Source organism: Lactobacillus gasseri ATCC 33323 = JCM 1131, from assembly GCF_000014425.1.
GTDB classification, from domain to species: Bacteria; Bacillota; Bacilli; order Lactobacillales; family Lactobacillaceae; genus Lactobacillus; species Lactobacillus gasseri.
This window is the reverse complement of record NC_008530.1, coordinates 247,137-260,308: the sequence shown is the minus strand read 5'-3', so window position 1 is coordinate 260,308 and position 13,172 is coordinate 247,137. Positions and strand designations below refer to the sequence as shown.

Sequence of the window (13,172 nt, the reverse complement as noted above, 5' to 3'; positions counted from 1 at the left end):
TGGCACGTCCTTTCACGTAATCAATTTATCTAAATTTGCTAAAGATCTGTTACTTCAATCTTTATTGCATAGTTACCTACTAAGTATAGACCAGAAAAGAGATCATATTCAACTTTAAGTTGCATCTTTCCGGGAGAAATTTTTGAAAAATCTAATTTATTGGTCAAAGATACTAAATCCATTTGCTTACCAGCAGCCATAACTTTGCATTCTTGTTTCTCTCCTGGTTCAAATTTCATTAATGTATGATCGCCTTTAATATCTCCTCGTTGCATTACTAATTCATTGGGCTTAATTAATAGTTTAACCTCAACGTCGCCTGCCTTATTTTTTTCGTTATACTTTAATCGCCAATTATTACCAATTTTTTCGAGGCTTCCCAAGCCTTCTCTTTCAAAAACTGCTGAATCATCTTCTTGATGAATTTCACTGGTAATCTTTATCTCAACTTCTTTGTTCATTATTTTCACCTTCATCCGTGCTAAGATAGCCTTACAGTAGCATTATTGTTATAATCAAGTTAATTAAGAGTTAACCGATTATTTTATTATCCGAGAAAATAGTATAAGAAAAATGGAAAAATTTCAAAGTAAAAAGCTAGATCATGAAAAAGTATTGCGTGATCCAGTCCACAATTATATTCATGTTAAAGATAAAGTCATTCTAGATATTATTAATTCAAAAGAATTTCAACGCTTGCGCCGTATTAAACAGTTAGGACCTGCTTCCTATGTTTTTCAAGGAGCAACACATACCCGCTTTGAACATAACTTGGGTGTTTATGAATTAACACGCCGAATCTGCGATATTTTTGAAGAAAAATATACTAGTAAAGAACCCGGCGATGGATTATGGGATCCTAACGAACGTCTTTTAGCAGAATGTGCTGCCTTGCTTCATGATATTGGTCATGGTCCATACTCTCATACCTTTGAGCATCTCTTTGGTACTAACCATGAAAAAATGGGTCAACAAATTATTACCGATAAAAGTACTGAAGTAAACCAAGCTTTAAGACAAGTTAGTCCCAATTTTCCAGAATTAGTAGCTAGCGTAATTGCTAAGACTTACTCTAACCCACAAGTTGTAAAATTAATTTCTAGTCAAGCAGATGCTGACAGAATGGATTACTTACTTCGTGATGCTTACTTTACTGGGGTAACTTATGGTAGTTTTGATTTAACCAGAATCTTAGAAGTGATTCGTCCGTACCGTGATGGAATTTGCTTTACTGATAAGGGCATCCACGCTGTTGAAGACTATATTATTAGCCGCTACCAGATGTATCAACAAGTTTATTTTCACCGCGTAAATCGTTCAATGGAAGTCATCCTGCATCACTTACTTGAAAGAGCGCAGATTATATATGAAGCAGGTAAGCTCCAAGTTACTCCACAACTAGAGGCCTTTCTAAAAGGAAATTGGACACTTGAAGATTATCTTAATTTAGACGACGGCGTAATGGAAACTAATTTCTTATTATGGACTAATTCAGGCGATCAAATTCTATCAGACCTTTCAAGTCGTTACTTATATCGTCATCCCCTTGAAAGTGTCAAGATTAATGAAGATACTAAGAGTTTACTACCAAAATTAAAGAATTTAATTAAACAAGCAGGTTTTGATCCTAACTACTACACTGCCACTAATTCGGCATTTGATGAGCCATATGATGCTTATAAGCCTATTGGTAAAAATGCCCACAGTCCGATTGAAATCATGCAAGCTGATGGTAGCTTAGTCGAACTATCCGAGTTAAGTCCCCTCGTTAAATCTTTAAATGGTACGCTTCAGGGAGATGAACGTTTCTTCTTTCCTAAAGTAATGGTTAAAGAAACTGATGAGCCACAAATTTTTGATCCAATTTATCAAGAATTTCAGAAATATATTAGAAACAACACATTGCGTTACTTAAGACGTCCAAATAAAAAGAAATAACTATGAAATAAAGTACATTGATTGCAGAAATCAATGTACTTTTTCTTTATGCCTTAACTGCAAAAGCTTCATATGGCTTTAGAATAATATTCTTTAAACTATCTTGCTTTTCATAATTACTAATCAAAACTTCTTTGAAATCATTATCTAAGTTAAACCTTTGTCTATCACCAGATAGATTAGCAACAATAAGCCACTTTTCACTTCCTAGTTTACGCCAAAATGCTAAAACACTATCACCAGTATTTTCAACTAATTCAAAATCTCCATCAACTACAACAGGATTTTCATGTCTAAGCTTAATCAGTTTTTGATAAGTATAGAAAATAGAATCTAGATCTGCTAAAGCAGCTTTAACATTAATCTTTTGATAATTTGGATTTACTTTCAACCAGGGGTTTCCACTAGTAAATCCAGCATTCTCTTCATTAGACCACTGCATTGGTCGTCTTGCATTATCGCGGCCTTTAACGTTAATTGAATTAATCAGATCAGCTCTCTTATACCCCTGCTCTAGCCTTTCATGATACATATTGATACTTTCAATATCTTCGACCTCATCAATAGACTTAACAGGACAGTTAGTCATCCCAATTTCTTCACCATTATAAATATAAGGAGTTCCACGCATTAAGTGCAAAATTATCGCAAACATTTTAGCGCATTGAACGCGGTACTCTTGATCGTTTCCCCAACGTGAAATAACACGTGGGATATCATGGTTTTCCCAGAAAAGGCTATTCCAGGCATGGTTAAAATCAATCTCTGTTTGCCACTTAATTAAGACCTTTTTCAATTCTCCTAAATCAAGCGGCCTTACATCCCACTTTTCTTTTCCTGGTTCTTGATCTAAAGCTTGGTTTTCAAATTGAAAGACCATCGACAATTCATGACGCGCTGGATCAGAATATTCTTCTGCAATTTTAGGCGTTGCATTCCAAGTCTCACCTACAGTCATCATATCTTTATTAGCAAAGGTATGTTCATTCATTTCTTTTAAATAAGGGTGAAGCATGGGACCATTTTCACGGATTTTTTGATCGGGATCCTTACCAATCAACTCGATTACATCCATTCTAAAGCCACTAATCCCCTTATCAATCCAGTAATTCATCATGTCATAAACTTTATTTCTTAGTTCTGGATTCTTCCAATTCAAGTCTGGCTGTTGATCCGCAAAAAAGTGCAAATAGTATTGTCCTGTTTTTTCGTCAAATTTCCAAGCTGAGCCTGAAAAAGCAGACTTTAAATCATTTGGTTCATGTCCATCTACTGGATCACGCCAAATATAAAAATCACGATATGGATTGTCTTGGCTCTTTTTTGCTTCAACAAACCAAGGATGTTGATCAGAAGTATGGTTTACGACAAGGTCCATAACGATCCGTATATGATGTTTTTTAGCCTCTTTAATTAGATTATCCATATCTTTCATTGTCCCGTATTGTGGGTCAATTTTTTGATAATCAGAAATATCATACCCATTATCGATCCCAGGAGATAAATAAACGGGCGACAACCAAATTGCATCAATTCCTAATTTTTCTAAATATTCAAGTCTTGAGATAATCCCAGGAATATCCCCAATTCCGTCTCCATTACTATCTTGAAATGACTTAGGATAAATTTGGTAAATAACTGCTTTTTTCCACCATGGTGTCATAAATTTTCTCCTTTAAATAAAAAGTGTCCTGCAAACGCAGAACACTTTTTTCACATAAACTTTAATTTGATTAACCCTTATCAGCACCTGCTGTAATTCCGTTAACGTAGAACTTCTGCATTACAATGAACAAAATTGTAATTGGAATAGCGATAACCACACAACCAGCAATGAATTGAGTAAAGAATTGAGCCATCATACCCTTTGAAGAGTGGACCATGTTGTACAAACCATAGGCAACCGTGTAGGTCTTCGGATTTCCAGAAGTAGAGAGGATAATACCTGAGAAAATGAAGTCTACCCATGGAGCCATGAATGAAGTAAGTGCAGTATAAACAATCATTGGTTTTGAAAGCGGCAATCCAATATGAATAAATACTTGCCACTTAGTCGCACCATCAATTTCAGCAGCTTCATCAATTGCACGTGGCATTGTGTCAAAGAATCCTTTAGCAATGTAGAAACCTAATCCTGCACCACCAACGTAAACTAAGATCAAGCCACCAAGGTTTAACATGTTCAAAGCCTTTAAGATGTAGTACAAAGCAATCATTGACATGAAACCTGGGAACATCCCTAAAACTAAGGCAATTTGTAAGAAGGGTTTACGGAAGCGGAAACGTAATCTTGATAATACATAAGCAACCGCAATTGTAACAAAAGTTGATAATGTTGCTGAGATAACAGCGACAAACAATGTATTTAATACCCAGTTAACAAATGGATACTGTGAGTTAGTAAAAATACCAATATAGTTTTGCCAAGTAAACTTATCTGGCCAAATAGTAGATATGAATCCTGTGTTGTTGTATGAAAAACTAGCTAAAATAATCCAAATAATTGGGAATATCCATAAAACGGCCAAGATGGCTAATAGAACATATCTAAAGATTAAAGCAATCTTTCTTTGATTATGATAAGACTTCATTTTTAGCCCTCCTTGTACGCATTAGTATGACGATATGCAATTAGTGAAAATGTGGCACTAATGATAAAGATCAAGATACCTAAGACAGCTGACGCATTGTAGCGTTGCTCTTGACCAAATGTTAAGTTATATAGCCAAGTTACTAGCAAGTCAGTCGAACCAGCGCCGTTGTAGTTATTGTTCATTGGCGCACCACCAGTCAGTAAGTAGATAACATTGAAGTTGTTGATGTTACCAATAAATTGCTGAATCAAAGCTGGAGACATTACAAAGAGAATTTGTGGGAATGTAATGTGATTAAAAATTTGTACTGGGCTTGCACCATCAATACGTGCAGCTTCAATTTGGTCTTGAGGTAAGTTTTGAATAATAGCAGTTGAAGTTAACATTGAAACTGGGATACCAATCCACATGTTAACCACAATAACTGTAATTCTTGCGACAAGTGGACTAGCCTGATTATCAATGAAGTGAATTGGGTGGCTAATCCAGCCCCAGTTCATAAGCAATGTATTTAATGGTCCTTGATAATCTAGGAATTGTGCCATCATTAATAGAGAAACGAATTGTGGTACAGCATAAACAATTACAAAGATTGTTCTCCATAAGTTCTTGTGCTTGATTCCCTTTGATTCAATCAAAAGTGCAAGCAAGACTCCAAAGAAGAAAGTAGTAGCAGTAGCTGCCACTGCCCAAATCAAAGTCCAACCTAGAACTGGGAAGAAAGTACCAGCTAAGTCTCCTCCTAACACGTTTCCAAATGCTTGAAAACCAGTCCATGAAAATCCGATTGAGTGTTGACGATCATAGTTAGTGAAGGCCATCGAAATCATGAAGACAGTTGGCAAAACAGTAAACAAGATAATTAAAACGATTGGAATTGTCATCAAGGTTGCATGTAATCTTTGGTCAAACAAAGATGCAATCTCTTCACGGTTAGTTGGAATATGTTCATGTCTCTTTTCTAATAAGAAAGTATGCTTATTAGATTTCAGATTAATGATATATAAGTAAATAATTCCAGCAACGATGAATAAAGCTAAAATACCAAATAATAAGATCAAAACTGAATTATCTGGTTGTTGAGTAACATATACTCCCTGTGCTTTATCAAACACAACTCGTTTGGTTTTTATTGCACCTAAATTACTCAAGCCAGCAATTGAATGAATTCCACTTAAAAAGAACCAAATTAAAAATATAATTTCGGAAAATAAAAGCGAAAATCCTTTTAGCCATTGCCGATGCTTAATAGCATTTAAACCCATGATGAAGAATGTTAATTTGGTTACGGTATCTCCATCTTTCCACGTTTCCTTTAAGGTAACCGCAGGCGTAGCATGTTTTTTCTTAAACATAATTAATCAAACCTTTGCTTATGTGATTTTTCAAGATTATTCTTTCTTAGAAATACTCTTTTGTAATTTAGCAAGCTTAGTCTTGTATTGTGATGGCTTAATCTTGCCGTCGTATGCACCACTAATTAATGGAGCTGAGTCGTTCCAGAAGATTGACATTTGTGGCAATTTTGGTTGAAGAACTGAGTAACCTGGTTGTGCCATTTGAATTACAGCCTTAGCTACTGGGTCATTCTTAACTTCTGCAGTATTTTGAGCTGCCTTGTTTACAGGAATTTCACCAGCATTCTTGTGAACAATTAATTGGTTTTCCTTGTTTGATAAGTATTTAGCCAAAATTGCAGCATTCTTAGCGTTAGAAGTATGAGAGTTAACTGCGAAACATTCAATACCTAAGAAAGCTTCCATTTGAGCAGTCTTGCCACCAAGTTCAATAGTTGGATATGGAGCAACACCTAAGTTCTTACCTAAGATCTTCTTAATGTTTGCTGCATTCCATGGACCATCTAAGATAGCTTGAGCGTGACCCTTCTTTAATTGGTTAAGTGCGTTAGAGGTTTGCATAACACCCTTGTTGTTCTTTTGTTCTGCATACCATTTCATTGCGTTGACACCATTTTGTGAGTCAAATGTGGAACCTTTTACTTCTTCTCCGCTATCACCAAATAGCTTAGTGCCTGCTGAGAACATTACTGGCCACATTACGTAAGCATTAGTAAAGTCGGTTGCAACTACACCTTTAGAAGTCATGGTCTTCCAAGATTTAACATCTTCTGGAGAAAGCTTAGACTTGTCGTAGTAAACGGTTTGAGCTTGTTCTGCATATGGATATGCGTAAAGCTTACCTTTCCATTCAGCACCCTTATATGCTTCTGGAACTGAGTTCTTCTTAATTTCCTTAGTATCAGATGGTGAAAGTGGGTTAATATAACCTGAATCTGCCATTTGACCTAATTGGTCGTTTGGAACACCAAAAACATCTGCGGCCTTTGAAGGGTCCTTACCAACGTCAGTCTTAGCATTAGCAGAACCATTAGGGTTTTGGGTAACCTTAACTTTAATGTTAGGGTGTTCTTTTTCAAAGTCTTTTACAACACCCTTGTACCAACTAACACGAGCTGTATCTACCCAAAGGGTTAGTTGTTTATCTGAGCTCTTTGATTCGTTTGAATTAGAACTCTTACCACAGGCAGTTAATGAAATAGCTGATAAAGCTACGACACTACCTAAAGCCAATTTTTTCCATAACTTCATGATATTTCCTCCTAGCCATAAAAGGCTAAACACATTATTACAACCGTGAACCAAGTTTCACACTCGTTGTAAGCTTAATTAATATTTGCAGAAGCGTCCTCTTCTGCAAGTTAACGAATTGCATTCGTTGTATCTTTATCAAAGAAGTGAGCTTTGTTAACGTCAAATCCCATTTCTACCTTATCGCCTGGAGTATGGTAATCACGGGCATTTACGATAGCTACAAATTCTGTGCCGTCTACTTTTTGATAAAGTTGAATCGTTGATCCCAGCAACTCAGAAACGACAACTGTAGATTTAACAGTTTGATTTGGCCAAGTTTCAAGGAAGGCTTCTTCTGAGTGAATGTCTTCTGGACGAATACCAAAGACTAAGTCTTTATCTTCATATCCCTTATCTTTAAGCATCTTAGCCTTACCCTCAGGAATTTCGATATTTAATCCTTTGCCATCACTAATTCGATTACCTTTAAAGTGAACATTGAAGAAGTTCATTTGCGGAGAACCAATAAAACCAGCAACAAACATATTTACAGGCTTGTTATAAACTTCAAGTGGCGTTCCGATCTGCTGAACTTGACCAACTGACATAACAACTACTCGGTCAGCTAAAGTCATGGCTTCAGTTTGATCGTGAGTAACATAGATAGTAGTAGTTCCTAAGTTTTGGTGTAATTTAGCAATTTCAGCACGCATTGTGACACGTAATTTTGCATCTAGGTTTGATAAAGGTTCGTCCATCAAGAAGATTGGTGCATCTCGAACAATTGCACGCCCTAAGGCAACACGCTGTCTTTGACCACCAGATAGTTCTGATGGCTTTTTATCAAGGTATTCAGACAAGCCTAAAATTTCAGCAGCATGTTTAACCCGTTTATCGATTTCATCTTTCTTGTAGTGCCGAAGTTTCAATCCAAAAGCCATGTTGTCGTAAATTGACATGTGAGGGTATAAAGCATAGTTCTGGAATACCATGGCGATGTTTCTATCTTTAGGAGCAACATCGTTCATTACTTTATGGTCAATTTCTAAAGTACCCTTAGAAATATCTTCCAGACCAGCAACCATTCTTAAAGTAGTTGACTTACCACAACCAGATGGCCCAACAAAAACGATAAATTCCTTGTCTTTGATGTGTAAATCAAAGTCATTAACTGAATATTTATCATTTCCTTCGTACTTTTTATAGATATGGTTTAAATCTACTTCAACCATTCTCTTTCCCTACTTCCCTCTTATTTTTTATTAAAAACTGATTCAATTTCTGAAAGTTTTAATTCTTTAGTAGTTGGGACAATATAATCAGCCTCTTTTAAGACTTCTTTATCTCCAATCCCTACTGCAAATTGTCCAGCACTCTTAATTGATTGAACACCAGCTTGAGCATCTTCAAAGCTAATAACTTCATTTGCATTTAAACCCAGTAATTTTTGTGCTTTTTCATAAATTTCTGGATCTGGTTTTCCTCGATGAAGAGTAGCTGGATCAACAATGCCATCAAACTCATCCATAATTCCTAATTTAGTTAAGATCTTAGGTGCGTTTTTTGAGGCAGAAGCAATAACCATCTTTAAATTTTGCTTCTTTGCATCACTAAGTAATTCAGGAATGCCCGGTAAAATATCTGCTGGCGTCATCTTTTCAACTTGTTCAACAAACTTAGTATTCTTTTCTTCAGCAAATTTTTCTTTTTCTGCTTCAGAATATTTATTTTCTTGACCACCGTATTTCAAGATCAAATTTAATGAATCCATTCTTGAAATACCTCTTAAACTATCAAGCTGTTCGTCTGTTAGGTTAATTCCTAATTCTTTAGCCAAATTATTCCAAGCAGTCAAGTGGTAAACAGCTGAGTTAGTTAAAACTCCATCTAAGTCAAAAATTAAGCCTTTAAGCATTCAGTTTCACCTTCTTTTAGCATAACTTTTTGATCATTAACTAAAATCTCGAGATCTTCACCTTTGAGTAGTGAAATCTTAGTTTCTTGATGATCGACATAAACTTCAATCAAGCGACCGCGATAATTAATCTTGAAGCTGTAATGATTCCAATTATCTGGGATAAATAGCTTAAATTTTAATTGATCGTGATCATAACGCATGCCTGCGAAACCTTGCACGATTGCTAGCCATGAACCACTCATTGAAGTAATGTGCAAACCGTCAACCGTATCGTTGTTGTAATTATCTAAGTCAAGCCTTGCAGTTCTTTCATAAAGCTCAACAGCCTTATCTTTCTTCCCTAGTTCAGCTGCCAAAACTGAGTGAATTGAAGGAGATAATGAACTTTCATGAACAGTTAGTGGTTCATAAAAATCAAAGTTCTTCTCCTTTTGTTCTTTAGTGTAATTTTCTGGGAAGAAGTAGATTCCTTGTAATACATCTGCTTGCTTGATAAATGGCGATCTTAAAATCTTATCCCATGACCAGTGCTGATTAATTGGTCTTTGATCTTCAATTTCGCTTACTGGGCGAATTTCTTTATCAAGGAAGTCATCTTGTTGTAAGAAAATACCCAAATCTTTATCTTCTGGAAGATAAATCTTATCAACAATGTCTTGCCACTTTTCTTTTTCTTCCTCAGTGACATGGACTCTTTCTTGAGCTTCTTTAGTTGCAAGCGGCAAACGCTCTAAAGTATATTTCAAAAGCCATCTTGCCATAGTACTAGTGAACCAGTTATTGTTAACATTATTTTCGTACTCATTTGGTCCAGTAACACCATGCATTACATATTTATTACGCCATTTAGACCAATGAACTCTAGCTGCCCAGAATCTTGCAGTTCCAACTAAGACATCCATGCCTTCGTTTTTAACATAGCTATCGTCGCCAGTATATTCGGTGTACATTGCAATTGCATGTGGAATATCAGCATTTCGGTGGATTTCTTCAAAAGTAATTTCCCATTCGTTGTGGCATTCAATACCATTAAAAGTAACCATTGGGAATAACGCACCTGGGAGGCCTTGTTCTTTAGCATTGTGATAAGCGCCTGGTAATTGATTATGACGATATTGAAGCAATGCTTTAGTAACACTTGGCTTAGTAATAGCTAAGTACATTGGAACAATAAATGCTTCTGTGTCCCAATAAGTAGCACCGCCATATTTTTCACCGGTAAATCCTTTGGGACCGACATTTAATCTTTCATCTTCACCATAGTAAGTCATAAACAATTGAAGAATATTGAAACGGATACCTTGTTGAGCAGCTGCATCCCCATCAATTTCAACATCACTTGTTTCCCAGCGCTTTTTCCAAGTAGCTGTATGCTCAGCTAAGTTCTCTTCAAAGCTCTTAGTTTGCAGCTTTTTCATGAAGTCTTCAGCAACATCAGCTTGATCTTTCTCTTCAATGTCACGACTTGTCACAACAATAACGTCTTTTTCAAGCTCATAACTTTGACCTTGATCTAATTCAACCGAAAGCTTTTCACTTAACTTAGCTTCGTCAGTTGTTACTTCACCTTGAAGTGCTTTCCCGTTATGACGTAATGCTTGCTTAAGTAAAACCGTAAATTGGGGAACTTCATATGGATTTGGCTTAGTTTTTACTTGGATAGTTCTTCTATCCTTATCTTCACCAAGTGGGATCCAGAAACGTTCATCATAATTACTATCTTCGTTAACAACTGTTCCATCTAAAGTTGAATCAAAATCAATTTTTGCATGTCCTTCAAGTACAGTTGCTTTAACTTTAATTAGAGCTGCTTCTTTTTGAATAATATGAAGAAAACGTTCAAATTCAAACTTAACTTTGACATCTTTTCCTTCATAGATAAAACTTCTTGAGAGAAGGCCTTGATGCATATCAAGTGATAACTCAAAATCACTAAATTTAACTTTTGCTAAATCAAGCTTTTCACCATTAACAGTAATTCCAATTCCGATGAAGCTTGGTGCATTAGGAGTCTTACCAAAGTATTTTGGATAACCATTCTTCCACCAACCAACAACAGTTTTATCTGGGAACCAAACACCTGCTAAATAGGTACCTTGAAGAGTATCGCCAGAATAGCCTTCTTCAAAGTTTCCTCTCATTCCCATATAATCATTACCAATTGCGGTAATACTTTCTTGTAATCTTTTATCTTCCTTAGAAAATTCATGCGTTGTTACTTTCCAAGGATCAACTTCAAAAATTCTCTTCATCATCATTCTCCATCACTTCTGTGAGGTTTTTTGTTTACAAGTCTATTATCCATTGATTGAAAGCGCTTCACAATGATTATTTTCATGTTACCGGTATCAAAAAATTATAAGAAAAAAAGCAGCTTCTTATCGCTGCTTTTTCTTATCATAAATTTAAGCTTTTACTTCTACCAAAAAGCCATCTGGCGCCAAAATACCATCTTCATAATTTTGACTAAGCGATGGTTTTTTATCAATTTTGATATCATGATCACTGGTATTATAGTAGGCATTTATTGTTTCTTTTCCTGTTCGTTCAACTTTTAGTAGATCATTTTCTGTTACCGTTAACTTCACATCGCCTTGATTTAAAGTATCCTGATGGTCTAAACGGAATTTAACCAATTCATAAACCCTCTTCCAGACTGGGCCATTTAACTTACCCCAATCCATTGGCTTACGACAATCAGGATCGTTATCGCCGCTCATCCCCATTTCTGTTCCATAATAAATACATGGTATCCCAGGTTGAACGAACTCATAAGCTATAGCTTGTAAAGCTAAATCTTGATTACCGTTTGCTAAAGTCAAAATTCGAGCTGTATCATGCGAATCAAGCATATTCATCATCGCTTGGTTAACAATATCTGGATACATCATTAATTGATCAGTTAAGTGTTCGCTAAGTTCCTTGCCATCTAACTTATGCTTAAAAAAATGATCCTCAATTTGCAAAGTATACGGATAGTTCATTACACCTGTAAATTGATCTCCTTGAAGCCACGGACGAGCTGAATGCCATATTTCTCCAACAATATAGAAATCTGGCTTAATTTTAATTAATTCGTCGTGGAATCTCTTCCAAAAGTGGTGGTCAACTTCATTTGCTACATCTAAGCGCCAAGCATCAATATCAAAATATTTTACCCAATAAGTTGCAATTTCCAATAAGAAATCCTGTACTTCTGGATTAGCAGTATTTAATTTGGGCATATGCTTTTCAAAAGCAAAGGTTTCATAAGGCGGATTCTTTTCTCCCTTACTTGGATCACGATAAGGTTCAACAGGATAAGAATTAATATGAAACCAATCTTTAAAGCGGGATTTGGCTCCATTTTTAACCACGTCTTGCCACTGCATTGATTGGTCACCAAGATGGTTGAAAACTGCATCTAACATTACTTTCATCCCGCGCTTGTGAGCTTCATTCACTACTTTTGCAAATAAATCTTTATCGCCAAAAGCTGGATCAACTTGTAAATAATCAATGGTGTCATATTTGTGATTAGAGCTTGCTTTAAAAATAGGGCAGAAATACAAGCCGGTAATCCCTAACCTTTGTAAATCATCTAAATGATCCAATACTCCTTGCAAGTCTCCGCCGTAAAAATCTTCTCTGCCGGGATGATCTTCTGGATTCCAGGGCTTAACGTTAACTGGATCATTACTTTTATCTCCATTAGCAAAGCGCTCTGGAAAGATTTGATACCAGACAACATCTTTGAGCCAAGCAGGAGTTTTAATACGATCAATATCATGAAAATATGGCACTTTAAAATATAAGCCATCTTCTCTTAATTTCTCATCACTAAATTTTTCAATACTACGATCACCAAAAATAATATGGCTACCATCATTACCAATAACTTCAAAAGTATACTTGATTCGGTGATACGGTGCTGTTAAAGTGGCTGTCCAATAATCGTTTACTTGACCGCTACCTGCCTTTTTCATTTCGAGCGTTGCCGCATCTACGGGTGGCAAATAGTTATCAATATAGTGAACAAAGACTTTTTTTACATCGTCTTTAGCAGTATGAAGTCTAATTTTTACGTGTGAGTGATCAATTACTGTACAGTCTTCACTTTCAGTTCTATGTTTTAAAGCTGCTAGTTGCATA

Annotated in this window: 10 protein-coding genes; 1 reads left to right on the top strand and 9 read right to left on the bottom strand. The window is 35.9% G+C overall.

Translation table 11 applies throughout. The features are described from left to right. Positions 1-38: 38 nt before the first annotated feature. The gene (locus LGAS_RS01100; protein WP_003650756.1) at positions 39-461 is read right to left on the bottom strand and encodes a YwiB family protein; all 423 of its coding nucleotides are present in this window, start codon (positions 459-461) and stop codon (positions 39-41) included. Positions 462-573: 112 nt separating this feature from the next. Here LGAS_RS01100 and LGAS_RS01095 point away from each other — a divergent pair, with 112 nt between their 5' ends. Further along, complete coding sequence (locus tag LGAS_RS01095) at positions 574-1,938, top strand: HD domain-containing protein (protein ID WP_003650755.1); 1,365 nt, start codon at positions 574-576, stop codon at positions 1,936-1,938. Positions 1,939-1,984: 46 nt separating this feature from the next. On the opposite strand, the gene LGAS_RS01090 is transcribed toward LGAS_RS01095, so the two are convergent. From LGAS_RS01090 to LGAS_RS01055, 8 genes are all read right to left on the bottom strand, one after another. Continuing rightward, entirely contained in the window at positions 1,985-3,601 is a 1,617-nt protein-coding gene (locus tag LGAS_RS01090) for a glycoside hydrolase family 13 protein (protein ID WP_003647886.1), read from the bottom strand. 70 nt (positions 3,602-3,671) lie between these two features. Beyond that, on the bottom strand, positions 3,672-4,529 hold the full coding sequence (locus LGAS_RS01085; RefSeq protein WP_003647887.1) for a sugar ABC transporter permease: 858 nt from the start codon (positions 4,527-4,529) through the stop codon (positions 3,672-3,674). A gap of 2 nt (positions 4,530-4,531) precedes the next feature. Continuing rightward, a complete protein-coding gene (locus LGAS_RS01080) occupies positions 4,532-5,887 on the bottom strand; it encodes a carbohydrate ABC transporter permease (protein ID WP_003656658.1) in 1,356 nt (451 codons plus the stop codon). Between the two features lie 36 nt (positions 5,888-5,923). Continuing rightward, positions 5,924-7,141 carry an extracellular solute-binding protein gene (locus LGAS_RS01075; protein ID WP_003650750.1) on the bottom strand — a complete coding sequence of 406 codons (1,218 nt, stop codon included), beginning with the start codon at positions 7,139-7,141 and terminating at the stop codon, positions 5,924-5,926. Between the two features lie 110 nt (positions 7,142-7,251). Then, positions 7,252-8,355, bottom strand: a complete 1,104-nt coding sequence (locus LGAS_RS01070; RefSeq protein WP_003647890.1) for an ABC transporter ATP-binding protein — start codon at positions 8,353-8,355, stop codon at positions 7,252-7,254. A gap of 20 nt (positions 8,356-8,375) precedes the next feature. Further along, the gene (gene pgmB / locus LGAS_RS01065; RefSeq protein WP_003647891.1) at positions 8,376-9,038 is read right to left on the bottom strand and encodes a beta-phosphoglucomutase; all 663 of its coding nucleotides are present in this window, start codon (positions 9,036-9,038) and stop codon (positions 8,376-8,378) included. Continuing rightward, positions 9,023-11,293, bottom strand: a complete 2,271-nt coding sequence (locus LGAS_RS01060; RefSeq protein WP_003647892.1) for a glycoside hydrolase family 65 protein — start codon at positions 11,291-11,293, stop codon at positions 9,023-9,025. Before LGAS_RS01060 ends, pgmB begins: the two co-directional genes overlap by 16 nt. A gap of 153 nt (positions 11,294-11,446) precedes the next feature. Continuing rightward, positions 11,447-13,171 carry a glycoside hydrolase family 13 protein gene (locus tag LGAS_RS01055; protein WP_011678753.1) on the bottom strand — a complete coding sequence of 575 codons (1,725 nt, stop codon included), beginning with the start codon at positions 13,169-13,171 and terminating at the stop codon, positions 11,447-11,449. Position 13,172: the final 1 nt, after the last annotated feature.